This is a genomic window from Streptomyces sp. 2131.1 (genome assembly GCF_900105515.1).
GTDB lineage: Bacteria > Actinomycetota > Actinomycetes > Streptomycetales > Streptomycetaceae > Streptomyces > Streptomyces drozdowiczii.
This window is the reverse complement of the sequence record NZ_FNSY01000001.1, coordinates 4,979,955-4,998,026: the sequence shown is the minus strand read 5'-3', so window position 1 is coordinate 4,998,026 and position 18,072 is coordinate 4,979,955. Positions and strand designations below refer to the sequence as shown.

The 18,072-nt window shown below is 69.6% G+C and carries 18 protein-coding genes, 1 tRNA gene and 1 pseudogene; 10 read left to right on the top strand and 10 right to left on the bottom strand.

Features of this window, described 5'->3' with window-relative positions:
- Window positions 1-69: 69 nt before the first annotated feature.
- Window positions 70-255, bottom strand: a complete 186-nt coding sequence (locus BLW14_RS22440) for a hypothetical protein (protein WP_093708986.1) — start codon at window positions 253-255, stop codon at window positions 70-72.
- Complete coding sequence (locus BLW14_RS22435) at window positions 252-434, bottom strand: hypothetical protein (protein WP_177153848.1); 183 nt, start codon at window positions 432-434, stop codon at window positions 252-254. The genes BLW14_RS22440 and BLW14_RS22435 overlap by 4 nt, the downstream gene beginning before the upstream one ends.
- A gap of 143 nt (window positions 435-577) precedes the next feature.
- On the opposite strand from BLW14_RS22435, the gene BLW14_RS35250 reads away from it, so the two are divergent.
- On the top strand, window positions 578-811 hold the full coding sequence (locus BLW14_RS35250) for a hypothetical protein (RefSeq protein ID WP_256333044.1): 234 nt from the start codon (window positions 578-580) through the stop codon (window positions 809-811).
- 18 nt (window positions 812-829) lie between these two features.
- Window positions 830-1,297: a DUF4240 domain-containing protein gene (locus BLW14_RS22425; RefSeq protein WP_093708985.1), complete on the top strand. Its 468-nt coding sequence runs from the start codon at window positions 830-832 to the stop codon at window positions 1,295-1,297.
- Between the two features lie 20 nt (window positions 1,298-1,317).
- Here BLW14_RS22425 and BLW14_RS22420 read toward each other — a convergent pair whose 3' ends face one another.
- The 3 genes from BLW14_RS22420 to BLW14_RS34580 form a co-directional block, all read right to left on the bottom strand.
- The gene (locus BLW14_RS22420; RefSeq protein WP_093708984.1) at window positions 1,318-1,704 is read right to left on the bottom strand and encodes a DUF6578 domain-containing protein; all 387 of its coding nucleotides are present in this window, start codon (window positions 1,702-1,704) and stop codon (window positions 1,318-1,320) included.
- Window positions 1,705-1,732: 28 nt separating this feature from the next.
- Window positions 1,733-2,707, bottom strand: a complete 975-nt coding sequence (locus tag BLW14_RS22415; RefSeq protein WP_371128131.1) for a threonine/serine dehydratase family protein — start codon at window positions 2,705-2,707, stop codon at window positions 1,733-1,735.
- 467 nt (window positions 2,708-3,174) lie between these two features.
- The gene (locus BLW14_RS34580; protein WP_177154062.1) at window positions 3,175-3,327 is read right to left on the bottom strand and encodes a hypothetical protein; all 153 of its coding nucleotides are present in this window, start codon (window positions 3,325-3,327) and stop codon (window positions 3,175-3,177) included.
- A 175-nt stretch (window positions 3,328-3,502) separates the two neighbouring features.
- On the opposite strand from BLW14_RS34580, the gene BLW14_RS22410 reads away from it, so the two are divergent.
- The 4 genes and pseudogenes from BLW14_RS22410 to BLW14_RS22400 form a co-directional block, all read left to right on the top strand.
- On the top strand, window positions 3,503-4,621 hold the full coding sequence (locus BLW14_RS22410; protein ID WP_093708982.1) for a helix-turn-helix domain-containing protein: 1,119 nt from the start codon (window positions 3,503-3,505) through the stop codon (window positions 4,619-4,621).
- A 12-nt stretch (window positions 4,622-4,633) separates the two neighbouring features.
- The gene (locus BLW14_RS22405) at window positions 4,634-5,215 is read left to right on the top strand and encodes an HD domain-containing protein (RefSeq protein ID WP_093708981.1); all 582 of its coding nucleotides are present in this window, start codon (window positions 4,634-4,636) and stop codon (window positions 5,213-5,215) included.
- Between the two features lie 1,016 nt (window positions 5,216-6,231).
- Window positions 6,232-7,617, top strand: a complete 1,386-nt coding sequence (locus BLW14_RS34255; protein ID WP_143052019.1) for a hypothetical protein — start codon at window positions 6,232-6,234, stop codon at window positions 7,615-7,617.
- Window positions 7,618-8,194: 577 nt separating this feature from the next.
- Window positions 8,195-8,583: pseudogene (locus BLW14_RS22400) on the top strand (tyrosine-type recombinase/integrase); the annotation flags it as partial.
- A gap of 68 nt (window positions 8,584-8,651) precedes the next feature.
- Here the strand turns inward: BLW14_RS22400 and BLW14_RS22395 are convergent.
- Window positions 8,652-8,726: transfer RNA gene (locus BLW14_RS22395), tRNA-Val, on the bottom strand.
- Window positions 8,727-8,923: 197 nt separating this feature from the next.
- On the opposite strand from BLW14_RS22395, the gene BLW14_RS22390 reads away from it, so the two are divergent.
- The 3 genes from BLW14_RS22390 to BLW14_RS22380 all read left to right on the top strand — a co-directional run bounded on the left by BLW14_RS22390 (window position 8,924) and on the right by BLW14_RS22380 (window position 11,591).
- The gene (locus BLW14_RS22390) at window positions 8,924-9,691 is read left to right on the top strand and encodes a DUF4097 family beta strand repeat-containing protein (protein ID WP_093708980.1); all 768 of its coding nucleotides are present in this window, start codon (window positions 8,924-8,926) and stop codon (window positions 9,689-9,691) included.
- Window positions 9,692-9,797: 106 nt separating this feature from the next.
- Complete coding sequence (locus BLW14_RS22385; RefSeq protein ID WP_093708979.1) at window positions 9,798-11,201, top strand: hypothetical protein; 1,404 nt, start codon at window positions 9,798-9,800, stop codon at window positions 11,199-11,201.
- A gap of 174 nt (window positions 11,202-11,375) precedes the next feature.
- Window positions 11,376-11,591 (top strand): FmdB family zinc ribbon protein, encoded by a 216-nt coding sequence (locus BLW14_RS22380; RefSeq protein WP_093708978.1) that lies wholly within the window; start codon window positions 11,376-11,378, stop codon window positions 11,589-11,591.
- A 171-nt stretch (window positions 11,592-11,762) separates the two neighbouring features.
- Here the strand turns inward: BLW14_RS22380 and BLW14_RS22375 are convergent, their stop codons facing one another.
- The 4 genes from BLW14_RS22375 to BLW14_RS22360 all read right to left on the bottom strand — a co-directional run bounded on the left by BLW14_RS22375 (window position 11,763) and on the right by BLW14_RS22360 (window position 17,011).
- Complete coding sequence (locus BLW14_RS22375; protein WP_093708977.1) at window positions 11,763-12,422, bottom strand: O-methyltransferase; 660 nt, start codon at window positions 12,420-12,422, stop codon at window positions 11,763-11,765.
- A 28-nt stretch (window positions 12,423-12,450) separates the two neighbouring features.
- Window positions 12,451-13,278: an HAD family hydrolase gene (locus BLW14_RS22370; protein WP_093708976.1), complete on the bottom strand. Its 828-nt coding sequence runs from the start codon at window positions 13,276-13,278 to the stop codon at window positions 12,451-12,453.
- Window positions 13,275-15,782 carry a phosphoribosyltransferase gene (locus BLW14_RS22365; protein ID WP_371128088.1) on the bottom strand — a complete coding sequence of 836 codons (2,508 nt, stop codon included), beginning with the start codon at window positions 15,780-15,782 and terminating at the stop codon, window positions 13,275-13,277. Before BLW14_RS22365 ends, BLW14_RS22370 begins: the two co-directional genes overlap by 4 nt.
- A 65-nt stretch (window positions 15,783-15,847) precedes the next feature.
- The gene (locus BLW14_RS22360; RefSeq protein WP_093708974.1) at window positions 15,848-17,011 is read right to left on the bottom strand and encodes an HpcH/HpaI aldolase/citrate lyase family protein; all 1,164 of its coding nucleotides are present in this window, start codon (window positions 17,009-17,011) and stop codon (window positions 15,848-15,850) included.
- Window positions 17,012-17,232: 221 nt separating this feature from the next.
- Here BLW14_RS22360 and BLW14_RS22355 point away from each other — a divergent pair, with 221 nt between their 5' ends.
- Entirely contained in the window at window positions 17,233-18,072 is an 840-nt protein-coding gene (locus tag BLW14_RS22355) for a TerD family protein (protein WP_093708973.1), read from the top strand.

Sequence of the window (18,072 nt, the reverse complement as noted above, 5' to 3'; positions counted from 1 at the left end):
GCTCGCTTCACCCATGGCGGCAGGGTAGAGGGCGCGCGAACGGGACGGCACCCGCGTTTACGGAGCGGGCTACCGCCGCCCGTGGTCGGGATCCTCGTCCAGGCCGGGCAGCTCCTCGTGCCCCTCCGAGTAGTGGTTGACCCACCCGCAGAGCGCACAGGCGTACCGCCCGGCCAGGCCGTGCACCTCGGTGCCGCACCGGGCGCAGTCGGTGCGGGTGATCTCCGGAATCGCCGGTTCGGACTTGCTGGTCACCCGGGGACTGTACCGACCGCGACGCCCTCGGCGGAGACCGCGTACGGACTGATCATGGTGTCGGCGTACACCTCCGGCGCGTCCTCCAGGAGGGCGGGCAGATCACCGGGGAAGACGCGCGGCGCGGGCAGGGCGTTGTGCCGGTCCAGGTCCTCCCGCGAGCGCCAGGGCCTCCTCACCTCCGACCGCCTCGCCGGCGGCCACCGCCGCTACGACGCCGAAGCCCCCACCGTGGTCCGCCGCATCCGCTCCCTGCTGGACGCGGGCCTCCCGACCCCGCACCATCCGCGACCTGCTCCCGTGCGTACGCCAGGACGGCACGGTGGCCCTGTGCAAGCTGGAGACCCTGGAACAGCACCTCCAGGGCCTGGACGACCGCATCTCCGCACTCCAGGAGACACGCTTGTCACTGGCAGGCCCGGTGGGGGCGGCCCGGGCGGAGCTGGTACGCGTACTGCCGGAGGCCGAGGCGAGGACTGTGGTACGCCCACACGTCACCGACGGCCTGACCGGCCCGACCGAACACCGTGCGGCGGGCTCTGTCAGTCCCCCCTGACACCCTGCCGCCGTGACAATGACATGGGCCGAATTCTGGGCACTGATAGCCACCCTCGGCGGCGAGGCCACCGAAGCCGACTGCCACCGCCTCGCCAAGCGGTTGAGCCGCCGATCCCTCCCCGACATCACCGCCTTCGCGGAACACCACGCGGAAGCGCTGTACCGCCTGGACCAGGAGCAGTTCGGCTCCCTCCCGGTGGTCGGCATGACGACAGAGACCGGCGCCCCTTTCCCGCAGTCCGGCGACTCCTTCCTCTACGCCCGCTGCGCTGTGGTGGCAGCGGGCCGCGAGGCATGGGAGAGCGCCCTCTCGGACCCCGCCGAGTCCGCCCAGTACACCTCACTCGACTACGACGGCGAACGCCTGCTGTACATCCCGGACGAGGTCTACGAACTGGCCACGGGCAAGGAGTGGCACCGCACGACCCGCTACTGCTACGAATCCTTCTCCAACAAGGACGGCTGGCCCCACCTGCGCACCTGACCGGGGCGGCAGCCGTTCCCTCACTGCCGCCTGGCCGTCACCAGGTAGCCCGCGAAGGTCCTCCCACCCCTGGCCTTCGCCCACCCGTCGGCCGCCCCCTCGACCGGAACCAACTCGGTCGTGCCCGGAACGGGGCCGCGAACCCGGTCCGTCGCGCCGGGAAGCAACCCGTAACGGCAGTGCACCTCCACGACGGACACCACCTCCAACGGGACCTGCGGGACCCCCTCCTCTCCCCCGTGATGCTCCTCGCGGAAGTCGATCCCCTCCGCGCGCTCCTCGCCGACGAGGTGGACGTAGTCCTCGGGATCGACTTCCACCAACGCCCACGACACGACATCCCCGGCAGCGAAGGGCTCCCCACAGCACTGCATCTGCCAGTCATCGACCCAAATCTTCAACGCCATCCAGCCATTGTGCGCCGCGCATTACGGGTCAGCGCAGCCCGAAGCGTCCGGCCCAGGCGGTCACATCGGCGGTGGTCGCGTTGCCGCCGCAGATGACCAGGCCGAGCCTGGCGCTCCCACCGACGCGTTCGAGCACCTGGCGTGCCGCGGGCAGCAGGCATCCGGCGGCGGGCTCGGCCCAGACCTTCGCATGGTCGGCCAGGTCGAGGACCCCCTCCACGGCCTCGGCATCGGTCACGGTGAGGACATCGGTGACCAGGGCCGAGACGTGTTCGTAGGTGAGCGGTGAGGCGCTCGGGGCGCTCAACGTCGAGACCATCGAGGCCAGCTCAACGGGCACCGGCCCTCCGGCGGCCAGGGCTTCCGACATGGCTCGCGCGCCCTCGGTCTCCACACCCCAGACCCGTACACCCGGACGGCGCGCGTGCAGCGCGGCCGCGACACCGGAGATCAAACCGCCGCCACCGATGCTGACGAGTACGTCGGTGAGCTCGCCGGCATCCTCCGCGAACTCCAGGCCGACCGTGCCCTGGCCCGCGATGACGACCGGGTCGTCGAAGGGGTGGACCAACGCGAGCCCCGACTCCTGGAGTTCGCCCACGAGAGCGAAGGCGCCGCCCATGGTGTCGGCGAGGACGACGTTCGCCCCGGCTGCCTCGGCCATCTCCACGGAGCGGCCGGGGGCGGACCGGGGCATGACGACGGTCGCCTTGATGTCCAGCGCACCGGCCATCTCCGCGACCGCGATGCCATGGTTGCCACCGCTCACGGCGACAACCCCCGCAGCCCGCTCGGCCCCGCTGAGCGACAGCAATTTCGCCGTCGCCCCGCGCGCCTTGAAGGACCCGGTGCGCTGGAGCAGTTCCAGCTTCGTGGTGACCGGCGCCCCCAGAAACACGGAGAGCCCGGGACTCGCCACGGTCGGCGTCCTCACCACGTAGGCGGCAATCCGCTCGGCCTCGGCCTCCACATCCGCGACGGTGATCAACACGTTCCCCTCCAATATCGCCCGAGCCACAACGACGGCCCCCAGGTCGCCAGAACGAACCTACCTCCCCCGGAATCCCGAACCGCTCGCTGACCTCGCACATCTCACTCTCGGATGGATAGCGCATGGACCGCCTCGACCACAGTCCCGGCAGGGAACGAGCGGTCGAGGCGGCGTGGTCCCAGCGGGGAGATCAGCGCGTCGGGTAGGTGCGCGGGTGCGTCGGGGAACGGCGGCACGGCGACTTGCACAGGACAACCGTGCGGCCGGCCGTACTGGCACCGTCGATCGGGTATCGCACCGCAGCCTCCTCGGTGAGCGTGCGACCGCAGTTGGCACACCTCATGCTCGTACTTTCCGCCACACACGCCCAAGACGTACGGATGCGGCGCATGCCGTGCCGGCGCGGCATTCCGCACAGGTGAGAGTGTGGCCGAGCCATTTCTTGTACGCCTGGTCCGTGATGGCACGGTCGGCGGCGGTCACGAGGCGACGCCTTTGCTGCAACGGGGGCACTCGCAGGGCTCCATGGCCGCCCTCCAGTCCGGCTCAGTCACAGGCACGACCTGCTCCGTCTCCCGCACCACCGTCCTGGCCCCGGTGGTGCTGTCCACCTCGTACACCTTGATCGTCATCACCGGGGGCTCCTCCCGCCGCGGTCGCCGAAGAATGGGGCCCACAGGCCACTTCCTCCACTACGCTGAGTTGTCTGGGCGTTACTGCACTCCAGACGTTATGCAGCGCAGACCGCCGCTTGAACTGACCGTGGGTACGGGTACCCGACCACGGCCGGCCATCAAGGGGGACACGATGAAAGCTGGTCCACAGACCACCCTGACCAGCAGTCGGGGAACGGCGCCGCGCGGCCGCGGCGGCATCGTTTCGGGCTACGTCTTTCGCCTGATCCGCGAGCAGCTGGGGCACACCCAGGAAACCCTCGCCGAACGGCTTCGCATTTCTGCCGACACGGTCGCCGGATGGGAGTCCGGGCGTCGACCCCTGACTGCCGTACCGGTCGGCCAGATGCTCGTGTACCGCCACCAGCTCTTGCATCTGGGCAGCGTGCCGCCTCTGCTGCAGATCCTGGAAAGGGCCATGGAAGCGGACATCCTCCTGGCGAGCACCCTCGATGAGGAGAACCCCGCCGCTAACAGCCCCATCGGCGCGTGGGTGATGCAGCGAGACTTGGTCGAAGTGCTGTCCTGGCCGCTGAACGGAGAGACCCCCACCCCTCTGAAGGATCTGCCCGCGCCGCCCCGACCTCGCCGCGGACCTGTACCACGCGGGCCTGAACTTCCCGCGGACGACCGCCGTCGCTTCTTCACCCGCATGCGCCGAACCGCCGAACAGGCGCGGGGCGAAGACGACTTCCTGCTCCGGCGCCAAGCCCTCTATCTGGCCGGATACGACGATGCACCGGACACCTCTGCGTGGCTGGCCCGACAGCAACGTACTGAGCGCCCTGATGGCTGGCTCACCGGCTGGCTCAACTCCCGTTCCGTTGCAGCCGTCGCCGCCAGGCAGGGCGACCGTGACCGCATGGCGCACTTCATCCGGACGAACCTCACAGACCACGACGCGGGCGAGGCGGCGAACCTCAACTACTGGGCGTACTGGCTCGGTGAGGCTCCGCACCTCCAACTGTCCGACGACTTCATTGCCGAATCGAACCCAGGCCCGTGGCCGGGCGACAAGCTGATGCGTCACCTCGTGCGAGGCATGACCCCGAACCAGGGGTTCTTCGACCTGAACGTCCACACCCTGTGGGCCCTGCTCGCTGTCCGGCCCAACCTGCTTCACCCAGGAAACGCGACCAGCAACGAGCTACGCGCAGCCCTTCCCGTGATGTTGGATAACCAAGAGCTGTCGACGCAGGCACGCCGGGAGCTCGACGGCATCCGGTACGCGATCCGCCTCGCCGAGGCGTGAGAGGAGACGGGCGTGACTGACGATCTGTCCGCAGTGGGACGCTTCCTGTTCGAGGCGGGCACGCTGAAGCACACCCGCCGAACCGGCTGGTGGATGGCAGGCGTCAGAGACCCGGAGAGCGTGGCCGAGCACTCGTGGCGCACCTCGCTGATCGCCTCACTCATCGCCAAGCTCGAAGGCGCCGACCCGGCCAAGGCCGCGCTCCTCGCCGTATGGCACGACACCCAGGAAACTCGTACCGGCGACGTGAACTACGTAGGAAAGAAGTACGCCCCGGCCGGCGACCCACAAGCCGTCACCGCCGACCAGACAACGGGGATGCCCGAAGCCCTCGCGTCCGCGATCCAAGACGTCATCGCCGAGTACGAAGCCAAGGAATCATCGGAGGCCATCTGCGCCCGCGATGCCGACAAGCTGGAGTGCTTGCTCCAAGGCATTGAGTACAAGGCCCAAGGCTACGAGAACGCCCAACGTTGGATCGACAACAGCCGAGCCCGCTTGGTCACTGAAACCGGACAACGCCTGGCTGCCGAACTCCTGGAGCAAGACTCACTGGATTGGCTACGCACAGCCCTCGGCGAACCGAAGCCCTGACCTGTGCGCAGCGGAGCATCACTCCTGCGTCCGACCAAATGCCCTAAGGCAGATTGGGTATTGAGGTGAGACGCCGGTCGAGGGCGAGCGCGTCCATGGCCGGACAAGCAGCCTGCCCCCACCACGCGAGGCCGATGGGGGCCGAGACTCGCCAGGCTGATGAAGCCAGGACAGGGGATTCCAGCCCAGTCCCATGTTGATCCACGGCGAACGCAGATGGCTTCGAACCGCCGACAACTGCTTTGTAAGTTCGACCGGACGCGGTCAAGGACCCTGGCGGGCCCGGCCGCGACTGCCGTCCATGGCTCTCCAGGGCTGCCGTTGTGCACCGACGTTGATGTCGGCCGTGGATGTCAGCTCACGGGCTCGGCATCTACTCGTCGGCTGCCCTGCACGGTCGCGTCAAAGCAGGTGCTGCGCGCTTGTCGTCCGCGGTCGCTCCTGGCCAGCCTCGCACGGCCCAGGAACTCGCCCTGCTGGCCGGCGCTGGCGGTGTCCGCACAGCCCGGTGGATCGCAGATGCTGCCCGGCAGCGTCTCCTGCTGTTGATACCAGGAGTAGATGTTAAGGCGAGCCGCCCCTGCTCAAGCATAGGCCGGAGGCACACCAACCGGCCAGCTATCGCACCGTTGGCCAGTTGGGCGAAATGAGAGAGTTGTACGCTTCATTGCATTTTCCGCCGCACAGTCAACAGAAGCTAGCGAGTCGAATCGGCCCAATCTGTGAAAATTTCTCACCATGCATCACTCGAACCCATATCCTGACTATCGAATGCAGAGACTGGAGAAGCAGTGACCGACCTTGAGCAAAATCCTGACGCCCCCTATCGCAAGTTGCGGTCGCTGTCTGATAGCGCACCGTCAGAGCTGGCGATATGGAAGGCGGGCAGTTCATGCCTGCATGCCCTACTGCTATCTGTTGCTGTTCGGTATCTGAGGGAGGTGCGTAAAGACCCTGACAGGAATTCCGGGGGCCCTGGGAGCGAACCAAGAAATTGGGCCAATGTAACAGCTCGATTGATCGAATGGAGCTACCTATACGGCAACCAGACGGCAGTGGGCTCTCTTACTAAGAAGGATGTCGAGGACGCAGTCTCAGCCGCTCAGGATTGGGAAGTTATTGAGATTGGCCTCCAAGGCGGGCGAGCCGGCCGAGTGCGTATCTTTGAGGACAAGCAGGGGTTGGCGATAGACCCTATATCGGATCCCAGCATTGAGGTTGTTGACATGATGCTGGAGAGAATCGATACAGAGAATCCGGAGGAGAATGATAGGGGCCCCAGCCTGGAGCCCGCCTATGCCTTCTTTCGCTCTTTGCAGGGGCGCCGTAACGTGCATGCACATATACCTCAGTGGATTGGCGGACTATATGTGCAGCACATGAAGAACTACGTCGCCGGCCGCCGCTGGGAGGTACCTACAGATACAGACCTAGGAGGAATCACAGTCGGTGAGGCCATTCCGTTGATAGGCACACTAAAGGGGATGTCGCTGCTCCAGCTTTCCCTTTTCAGAGGGGAGCCGACTCCAAATACTGCCTACCTCGGCATGTCTCTGGATACTCTAAAACGGACTCTACGTCGCTATAACCCGAAGAGTTCGGCAATCGATAAGTTTATCGAGATGCTGACTTACGACGGACCTGGAGGGAAAACCGCCTTTTCTGCACCGATCATCCCGTGGGACGGTCAACTACTAATGCCGTTTCCGCTACTGTCGGATGGACTGGAAGAAAGAATGGTCCTTCGCGCTGCGGCATCCAATCCAGCAACTTCCGGGAAGCTAGGCGGATCCCTTGGCGATCTGTGCGCGAAATGGCGCAGCCGGCTTGAGACCGTTCCTGGCGTTCGCGTGGCATCGGAAGTAAAAGTTCTAGCGCAAAATCGCCGAAAAATTGGTGACCTTGACATCGTCACTCTAGACGCAGACAGAAAAACAGGACTGATAGTGGAGGCTAAGTGGCCGATCGATGCACGAGTGCTCTCAGAAACTTGGAAGCAAGAAGATGCAATCGATAAGGGTAGGGAGCAGATTCGTCGCCTCAAGCGGGAGATAGCCGCCGGGGCAGTGGTCAAACTTCCCCCCGACTGGCCGCCGTTCGGCGACGTCCAGTGGGAATGGATGGTCGGAACTCCCAGACTCCTTGATTCACGAATAGCCACAGATGAGGAAATTCGAACTACGAGCCTTAGATTTGTGGAGCAACTCCTGCCAGTCAATTCAACCGGCGAGTTGCTTCAAAAGCTCGACACGTTTCCCTATCCGGTCCGAGGGAGAGAATTTGAATTGGCATGGAAACGCGTCAAAATGAACGGCACAGAAGTACGATGCAGGGTTATCGAGATATATCATCCGGCCCCAAGCCCACCTGCCGACAGAAAGCGCTCTAAGGGATGGACGTGAGCGCACCGTCCGGCTGTAGCTGCTCCACCCACCACTCACCCCGGCTCCCATCCCGTCCGCCTTCGGCCCACACACCGTGGAGCGGTCGTGGTTCAGGGCGTCAAGGTGGAGCGCGCCACTGTACGAATGACCTTGACGCCCTGGGCCGCGACTGCTCGGCTCTGCCTGGGTCGAAGGTGGTCGGGATGGGAGCCCCACGACGCTCGCCACGCTCCGGCCGGCACTCGCGAACGGTGCCCCGTCCATCCCGGAGTCTGAGCGCCCCCGCCGGAGGCGTCGTCTTGAAGCCGCGGGCTTGGTTCTCGTCTCATGCCCCCGGGCCTATCCAGTTGTGGGCGCGCGTCGGCGGCGGCAGCGCCGAGCGGGCCGGAGGCAGGAGCGCGGGCGCAGCCAGAGCCGGGAAGCGCGCCCGGCGGAGCGGAGCGCAGCCGGGTGCCTTGATGAGGTAGAGAAACCTGTAACAACTCCGGGCGGCGTGAGTAGCCAGGTGCCCGGCTATGGACTGATGGCCTGGGCGATGGGTTGCGTCGAGTCGGTAACCGCTTCGGCTCCTGCCTCGACGAAGAGTTGGACGCTCCTCCTCGCCCCGTGCGTTGCTCCGCTCCGCTGGCGACGGCTGCGGCAGGCTGCTCGGCGTGAGGCTGCTGGTCATCGTGGGAGGCCACGGGCTACGTCTTCACCACACGCACCGGCCGGCCGATCGAACCCCGTAACCTGTACCGCTCGTTCACCCGCGTTGCAGCGACCGCCGGACTTCGGGTGATCCGCCTGCACGATGCCCGCCACGGCTTCGCGACCCTGCTGACCGCTGTCGGCGTCCCGCCCCGGGGCGTGATGGAGATCCTCGGGCACAGTCAGATCGCGGTCACGATGAACATCTACGCCCACGTCGTCCAGGACACGCAGCGCGAGGGCGTGAGTCGCCTGGACCGGATGCTGAAGCGGAGGCGTTCCGACCGTGGGTGACCGCGCCCGTTGATGTCAGACGTAGATGTCAAAGACCCCCAGCCATGATCGACTGGGGGTCTTTGTGCTGGTGGGCGCGGACGGTTTCGAACCGCCGACATCTGCTTTGTAAGAGCAGCGCTCTACCCCTGAGCTACGCACCCGTGGATGAAGGAACAGGTTACATGGCCCGTGGGGTGTGTCGACAATCGGTTGTTGCGGAGCCGGACGGGGCGGCGGACCACGGCGTACGGGGGATAGCCCCACCCCCGAGACGGTAGCCGTCCGGATCGTCCTGGTGGCGGGGAGTTGCCTACCGTGGGGGCACATCGCAGCGCCGGCCCAGGGGGACCTGATCACCATGACCATCCGTAATCGCAGCGCACTCGTGGCCGTCGGGGGCACCGTTCTGCTCGTGGCGGCGCTGAGCGGGTGCGGGAGCACGGACGTGGATGACGCGCCCGTCGAGCACAAGTCGTTCGCGTACGGCGGGAAGGCGCTCACGATCGAGGCGGAGAACTCCACCGTGGAGGTCGTTCCCGCCGATGTGGACGAGATCGAGGTGACCCGGAGGGTGGACGGGTGGGCAGTGCTCGGGAGTGGGCCGGACCCCGTGTGGAAGCTGGAGGGGGACACGCTCACGCTCCGGGTGAAGTGCAAGGCGTTGATCAGCAACTGCGATTCGCGGCACGAGGTGAAGGTGCCCCGCGGGCTCGCGCTGACCGTGGACGCGGACAACGGGAAGGTCACCGCGTCCAAGTTCAGTACGCCGCTCAAGCTGTACTCCGACAATGGCGGGGTCGTCGTACGGGACGTCAGCGGGCCCCTGGAGCTGAAGAGCGACAACGGGTCCGTCCGGGGCGAGCGGGTTTCCGCGCGGTCCGTGGTGGCGCGGTCGGACAACGGGTCTGTGGACCTCGATCTCAGCCGGGTCCCGGATCTCGTGGACACCGTCAGCGACAACGGGCGCATCGCCATCGACCTGCCCGCCGGCAAGACCTCGTACGCCGTGACCGCGTCCGCCGACAACGGGCACGTCGACGTGAAGGTGCCGCGCAGCGACTCCAGCCGACACGTGGTGAAGGCCCACAGCGACAACGGCGGGGTCGCCGTCCGGCACGCGGGCTGAAAAAGGTGCGCGGTCACCGCCCTGCCGTGAACTAACCGGCCCGTGTGTTCGTCCTTACTGGTGGGAGAATGTACCGGGCAGGACGAAACGGCACGGGAGAGGGATTGTGACGGCGACAGACGCGCAGCCGCAGGCGGAAGTCGTCGGAGCGGTCCGGGAGCGGAGTCGGCGTTGTACGGCCGGGCGGGGGCTCCGTGACGTCTGCTTCCTGGTCCTCGCGCCCCTTCCCCTCCTCGCCGCCGTACTCCCCCTCGCCGTCGCCGGCGGGGGTACGCGGCGGTGGTTCGGGGGGCGTGGCGAGAGCCAGCGGGCCGAGGCGCAGGCGGCCAAGGACGCGGCCGCCGAGGCGTTCTACGAGCTGGACACCGCACAGCGCGATCTGAAGATCTCCATCGAGACGATCACGGCGGTCGACAGTTCACCGGCCGCCCGCAAGGCCGTCGACGACTTCGCCGCGCTCGGCCGGCGCATCGACGAGGCGAGCCACGCGTACATCACGGCCGTCGACGCCCACGACCTCGACCGGGACGATCTCGAACCGTCCGTCGCCTCCAAGGCGCGGGCCGATCTGACCTCCGCGAAGGATCAGCTGGTACGCGTCAAGGGCGAGCTCGACCGGTTCGGCGCCGGGCTCGGGCCGCTGCTCGGGAGCGCCGAGACGCAGCTGGCCCGCCTCGCCCCCGCCGTCGAGCGCGCGCGACAGGCGCTCCTCGCCGCGAGCAACGCTCTCGACGCGGTGCGGGCGTCCGGGCTGCGGGCCGACGATCTGGCCGCCCGCCTCGCCGCCCTCGCCCCTGAACTGACCAAGCTCAACCAGGGCGCGGGGCGGCACGGCGTGACCGAGACCCTGCAGCGCGCCGATCGCGTGCTGCGCGATGCCGAAGCCGTACGGGCCGAGGCGGAGAAGCTCCCGGAGCGCGCCGCCGAGATCGACCGCCGGCTGGTGACCCTGCGCACCCGTGCCCAGGCCCTGACGACCCGGTCCGCGTCCGTGGAGCCGGTGCTCAGCGAGTTGCGGCGGCGGTTCTCCGCGGCCTGCTGGCAGGACCTCCAGCCGGTGCCGGAGCAGGCGGCGGTCAATGTGCGCCAGGCCGAGGAGAAGCTGAAGGAGGCGGCCCGGGCGCGCGAGGAGCAGCGCTGGGCCGACGCGACCTCCCGGCTGAGCACGGTCCGCGCGCTGCTCAACGCGACGGACGAGGCGGTGTCGGCCGCCGGTGACCGGTTGCGGCGGCTCGACGAGGTCGCGAAGGACCCGGAGCAGGAGATCCAGCGCACCCGGTTCGCCATCCGCGACGCCCAGCGGCTCGCCATGGCCGGGCGCCACACCCCCGAGCCGCGTCACGCCCGTCCGCTGGACGACGCGGTGGCCCGCCTCGACCAGGCGATCACGGCCCTGGAGAACCGCCACCCCGACTACTGGCACTTCCTGACCGTGACGGAGGGCCTGCGGCAGATCGCCGCGGACGTCGTCGCCGACATCCGCGAGGAGCGCGGCGCGGGCAGCCACTGACGCCTCGCGGCGTCGGGGTTCGGCGGGGCGTGGGCGGACGCGCGGCGCCCGCGCCAGGGGCCTCGCGCGGACCGCGTACCGCGGCCGCCCGGGATAGCGCGCCCCGCACGCCCACGCACCCGTCACCGCCGTCGCCCGGCAGACGTCCCCCGTCCCGCCCGCTAACCTGGCGCCATGCCTCGTTACGAATACCGCTGCCGCACCTGCGGAGACACCTTCGAGCTCAGCCGGCCCATGGCCGACTCCTCGGCGCCCGCCTCCTGCCCCTCCGGGCACGAGGACACCGTGAAGCTGCTCTCCGCCGTCGCAGTCGGGGGTTCGGCCGGCTCCGCGCCCGCGCCCTCCGGCGGTGGCGGGGGCGGCTGCTGCGGCGGAGGCTGCTGCGGCTGACCCCGGCGGCGCGCCGGCAGCGGCGGCGCCCCGGACTCCCGCGCCCGGACCGCCCCGTCCGACGAGGCACGGCCACCGCGCCCCGGACCCGGACCCGCCGCCCCCGGACCGTCCCGTCCGACGACGCGCGGCCGCCATCCCCTGGATGCCCGGACCCGCCGCCCCGGGCGGCTACCGCTTGCGTGACAGCGTCAGCCCGTCCGACACCGTCAGCAGCACGCTGTCCATCCGCGGGTCCGCCGACACGTGGTCGTTGAACTCCTGGATCGCCTTCGCCGCGCCCGTCGCGTCCGAGTCCGTCACGCGGCCGTGGAAGAGCACGTTGTCCGTGGTGATGACCCCGCCGGGGCGCAGCCTGGGCACCAGTTCCTCCCAGTACGCGATGTAGTTGCCCTTGTCCGCGTCCAGGTAGGCGAAGTCGATGTGGGGTTCCTCCGGCATCGCGCGCAGGGTGTCCAGGGCCGGGGCGATGCGCAGGTCGATGCGGTCGGCGACGCCCGCCTTCTGCCAGGCCTCGCGGCCGTACGCGGTCCACTCCTCCGAGACGTCGCAGGCGATCAGCCGTCCGTCCTCGGGGAGGGCCTGGGCCATCGCCAGGGCGGAGAAGCCGGTGAACGTCCCGACCTCGACGATGTGCCGGGCGCCGGTCAGCCGGACGAGGAAGGCGAGCAGCGGGCCCTGCTCCTCGGCCGACTGCATGCCCGCGTGCTCGGGCAGCCGGGCGTAGGTCGTCTCGACCAGTTCGCGCTGCACGGCGTCCAGCGGCGGGTTGTGCGCCAGCATGTACGCGTACAGCTCATCGGTGATCTTGGTGGAGTTTCCCTTGGTCATCGCACAACTCTACGGTCGCCCAAGCGATTTACCGGGTCCCCGACGCCCGCAGGAAGCGGCGCAGGATCTCCTCGCCCGCGGCCACGCCCCGCTCGGCGGTCGCCTCGACGTGCTCGGCCTTCCAGCCCGCGTCGGCGAGTTCGCCGTGGCCGGGGCGCCAGCCCCGGTCGGCGGCGAGCAGGAGGTCGGCGTCGAGGAGGGAGTCGCCGGCGGCGAGGGTGCGGGTGGCGCCGGTGCGGCGGGCGACCTCGCGCATGGCGGCGCTCTTGGTGAGCGGGCGCGGTACGGCGTAGATCTTGCGGCCCTGGAGGGATACGGTCCAGCCGCGCGGCTCCGCCCAGGCGGCGAGTTCCTTGGTCCACTCCGGGGGCAGTTCGGCGCGGTCGACGACGAGGTAGGCGAACAGGTCCTCCGCGACGCGCTCCTTCAGCAGCCACGCGGGGTCGGCGGTGGCGGCGAGATGGGCGCGGATCTCGGCGAGCGGGGCGCACTCGTCGGTCAGCCGGCGGGCCACGGTGCGCTGCCAGTCGCGGTCGGACTCGCCGTTCACCAGGATGTGGCCGCCGTTGGCGCAGATCGCGTACTCGGCCGGGCCACCGGGAAGCCGGATGCGCTGGTACTGCTTCCGGGTGCGCGTGGTGGTGGGGACAAAGACCGTGGAGGTGGCGTCGGTCAGCTCGGTGAGCAGACCCGCGGCGGTCTCGGTGACGTACGAGAGGGGCTTGTGCTTGTAGACCTCGACGCACAGCAGCCGGGGCGCCTGCGCGTCCTCCATGGTGAGCTGGAGCGCGGCCGCCGAGTAGATCAGGGTGCGGTCGAGGTCGCTGGCGACGAGGGTGACCTGGGAGGCAGTCACGCGGACTCCACCGCCTTGCCGTCGGCGCCGGTGGCCCCTCGGGTGTACTTGGGGTGGATGAGCCCGACGCAGGTGTACGGGAGTGCGTCGACCTCCTCGACGGGTACGCCGCGCTGCTCGGCGAGCAGCCTGATGTGGTCCAGGTCCGTGCCGGCGCCGCGCCGGGCGAGGATCTTCCAGGGGACGCGGCGCAGCAGGACCCGGGTGGTCTCGCCGACGCCCGGCTTCACGAGGTTGACGTCGTGGATGCCGTACTCCTCGCTGATGCGTTCCACCGCCGCCCAGCCCTCCCAGGTGGGGGCCCGGTCGGTGGCGAGCAACTCCTTCACCTCGGCGTCCACGGCGTCCGCGACCTCGTCGAAGCGCTCGGCGACGGTGTCGAGGAAGAGGCCGGAGACGTCGGAGCCGGCGAGCTCGCGGTAGAACTTCGCGCCGTGGAAGTCGTGCGGGCCGACCAGGTCGGCGCGCAGGACCGTACGCGAAATGAGCCCGGAGACGGTGGAGTTGAGGCAGGCGGAGGGGATGAGGAAGTCCTCGCGGGTGCCGTACGTCCGCACGCAGCCGCCCGGGTCCGCCAGCACCGCGATCTCCGGGTTGAAGCCGGCCACTCCCCCGGCCTTCTCGAACTCGGTGACAGCGGCGGCCAGTTCGCGGGTGATCGCACCCTTGCCGGTCCAGCCGTCGACGAACACGACGTCGGCCGGGTCGTGGTGTTCGGCCAGCCAGCGCAGCGCGTTGGCGTCGATGCCGCGTCCCCGCACGATGGAGACGGCGTAGTGGGGCAGTTCGACGCCGTGCCGTGCCTGGGCCCAGCGGCGCATGAGCACGCCGACCGGCGTACCGGCCCGGGCGAGCGAGACGAGCACCGGGCGGGGGCCGCGCTCGGCGAGGACCGTCTCGGTGACCGTGCCGACGGCGCGGGCGATGCGGGCGGCCGACACCGCGAGGGCGCTCTTGAACAGCTCCTGATACGCGGCGGAGGGCTGGTACTCGACGGGGAGCGACTCCGCGTAGTGCGCGCCCCCGCTCTGTATCGCCTCCTCGCGCTCCTCCGTGGGCGCTTCGAGGCGGGTGTCCGAGAGGTCCTGGAGCAGCCAGCCGACCTCGTCCGGTGCGTACGAGGAGAAGGCGGGGCCGCGAAGGGGCTCGGGCAGCTGCATGGGGGCTTCTTCCTGGCGTGCGGGGTCCGGCGGGGCCGGTACGTATGAGGGGATCACCGCGAGCAGGACGTGTGCGGTGTGCGGGGCGAGCCGGTCGAGCAGGCCGCCGGGGGCGTGCAGGGCGGGGGTGTCTGCGGCCGAGTCGATGACGGCGACCACGGCGTCGAAGCCGGCTCCGGCCACGTTGTACGCGTAGCGCTCGCCGGGTCCGTCGGCCGGGTCGTCGTGGGCCGGGAAGACGAGCCGGGTGCGTATCGCGTAGCCGGGGTCGTCGACGGCCAGGACCGGGGAGCGGGTGGTGGTGGAGTAGCGGACCTCGGCGCCGGTGCGCTCCTCCAGGGCGGTGGCCAGGCGCAGCGGCGCGTACATCAGCTCCTCGGAGCCGAGGACGAGGACGCGGCGGGGTCCGTCGCCGATGGCCTGCGCGATGCGGTCGGCCAGGGCGGGGAGCGCGGGCTCCAGGAGGGCGCGGTGGGCCGGGGTGAAGCCGTGGCGCCCGCCGTCGGGGACGCCGGCCGGCCAGGGGAGGTCGACGCGGGTGGGAGCCGACGGTCGCGGGGCCCGTCCCTCGGGGCGGTCCTCAAGGCGGCCCTCGCGCTCCTGCTGCCGTTCCTGCTCCTGCTCCTGCTCCGCGACCAGCGCCTGTCCCTTCTCCAGGACTCCGTCCGGGAGCGTGACCGTGCCGGTGTTGCGGGCGATCAGGTCCACCCGGGCGCCGATCTCGGCCGCGAAGCCGGCGAGGCGGTCCCGGTCGGCCGGTGAGCGCATGTCGACCAGGGCGACGATGACGTACCGGTCGCGGGGGTAGCGCTCGTGCAGGTCGCGGATGGTGTTGAGGACGGTGTTGCCGGTGGAGAACTCGTCGTCCACGAGGACCAGCGCCGAGCCGTCCCCGGCCGCCGCCAGCAGGTGCGGGTCCTCCGGGAGCAGCAGGTGCGAGGTGGCGTGCGAGTGGGACTCCTCGAAGCCGCCCGCCCGGGCCACGCCGGGCACGGGCCTGCGCGTCGAGTGGAGGTAGGGCGCGTCGCCGAGGCCGTCGGCGACGGAGTGGCCCAGGCCGGTGGCGGTCTCCGCGTAGCCGAGGACGACCGCCCGCCGGGCCCCGTCCTCGCCGAGGAGCGCGCGGACCCGGCGGCCGAGCTCGTATCCGGCGGCGTACACGACACAGGGGCGCTGCGGGACGTGCTTGCCGAGCACGTTGGACACGAGCAGGTGCGCCCGCTTGGGGTTGCGCCGCAGGGCCAGGCCCAGCAGCTCGCGCAGCTCCCCGTCGCCCACCAGCCCGACGCCCAGTCGCTCCGCCACCCAGCTACCCGACCACACCACGTTCGCGTCTCTTTCCACTCGCCTGTCGGACCCGGGCCCCTTCCGGCGCCGGCCGTCCGTACCGATCGTCCCGCGCGTTCCGCTCACTCCGCGAGGCAGGCCGCCAGCAGGTCCACGAAGCCGACGTCCTCCCGGGCCACGCCGAAGACCTCGGCGCGCAGCAGGGTGCGCTCGGCCCAGGCCCGGTGGGGCTTCACCTCGTTCATCTTGTTCGTGTACGCGGAGCGCAGCACCCCGCCGCCGTTGCGCTCGGGGCGCAGGATGTCCTGGGCGTCGCTGAACTCCTCGTGGCTGACCACGGACAGCGCGTGCACGGGCGCCACGTGCGAGGGGTGGATGCAGGTCTTGCCGAGGAGGCCGTTGGCCCGGTCCAGCTCGATCTCGCGCAGCAGGCCGTCCATGTCGTGCTCGATGAGCGCGGTGCGCAGTTCGTCCGCGCGGTTCTCCTGGAAGGGGCTGCGGCGCAGCTGGGGCTTGAACATGCGCTCCTGGCGGGGGAAGTACTCCCATACGGGTCCGGTGACCGTGAAGCCGGTCCCGTCGGCCCGGCCGAGCACGTTGACGACGTCCGCGATGACGTGGGCGACGATCCCGACGTCGTACGCCGTCATGTCGGGGGCGCGCCGCAGTCCGTACGCCGAGCAGAAGTCGGTGACGCCGAGGCGCAGCGCCAGCACCCGGTCGCGGTGGGCGGTGACGGTGTCGGCGATGCCCCGGAGGGTGTCGCGACGGGTCTCCAGGTGGAGCAGCTCGGGCGATTCGAGGACGGGCATGGCGAAGAGCCGCCGTCCGGCGGTGGCCTCGGCCTTGGTGAGGGCCTCCAGGAAGGGCACTCCGCGTTCGCGGGTGAACTTGGGGAGTACGAATCCGGACAGCAGCCGGACCGAGGCGCCGAGGCGGCGCACCAGGTCGGTGATCTGTTCCGGTTCACGGACCCGGATGAACAGCAGCGGGAGCTCGACAGAGCGTGTGTCGAGGTCGGCGAACTGCCTGACCAGGTTCTCCTCGGCTCCGGTGACCTCGGAGTCGTCGATCGAGTCCTCCAGGCACAGCACCATGGAGACGACTCCGCGCCCGGCCAGCTTGACGATGTCGTCGGCGAGCCGGGGGCGGGTGGCGGGACTGTAGAGCGTGGCGCCCAGGGCGGCGGAGAGGAGGGCGGCCGGCGAGTCGGCGTCGAACGCGCAGGGTTCCTGGAAGAACAGCCTGTCCTTCGCAGCAGCTGCAATATGCCCGAAATGACGCATGCAATTCCCCCCGTACTCTCTGACCGACCGGACAACGTGTGGCCGGTAATAGTACGTACGAACGGGTGTCGGCAGTTCCCTCCGCAGGTGAATTGCGGGTGGCATGACCGTTTCGCAGTCATTTCGAAGGGGGCGGACCGGGTGAATCCGCCCCGCCGCCGGGACACGGACCGTGCCCCCCGCGTTGTCCGCACGGGCGGCCAGCAGGCAGGATGACGGGCATGACGCACGCGATGGTGAAAGGCTCGAACGTCCCCCTCGACGCCATGGCCGTACGGGCCGTGCTGCGCTGGAGGCCGGGCGCCGGGGTGCCCGATGTGGACGCCTCGGCCCTGCTGCTCGGGGCCGGCGGACGCGTGCGCTCGGACGAGGATTTCGTCTTCTACAACCAGCCGCGCCATCCGTCCGGCCTGGTGCGGCGGCTGCCCAAGCGCAGCCTGCCCGAGGGCCTGACGGACGCCATCGAGGCCGATCTGACCGCGCTCGATCCGTCGGTCGACCAGGTGGTCATCGCGGCGTCGTCGGACGGCGCGGCCTTCGGAGCCGTACGCGATCTGCGCATCCTGATCTACGACGCGGCGGCGGCCGGCGGCGAACCGCTCGCCGTGTTCGACGTGCGCGCGGAGACCGGGGAGGAGACCGCGATCATCTGCGGCGAGCTGTACCGGCGCGGCGACGGCTGGAAGTTCCGGGCGGTCGGGCAGGGCTACCCGACCGGGCTGATCGGTCTGGCGACCGCGTTCGGCATCTCGGTCGACGAGGCGGAGCCCGAGACCGGGACGCCCGAACCGGAGCAGCCCGAGGCGCGGTACCTGCCTCCCGTGCCGCCGGCGCCCTCGTTCCCTCCGGCACCGGTCCCGGCGCCCGACTCGCAGGCGACCGTCCTGCACCAGCAGTCCTCGTACGGCTACCCGCAGCCCACCGCGGCGCCGGCGCCGCAGCCCGCGTACGGCTACCCCCAGCCGGCCTACGGCTATCCGCAGCCCGCCCCTGCGGCGGCACCCGCGCCCGATCCGAACTTCGTGCTGCCGCCGCAGGGGCCGCAGTTCATACGGCCCTGA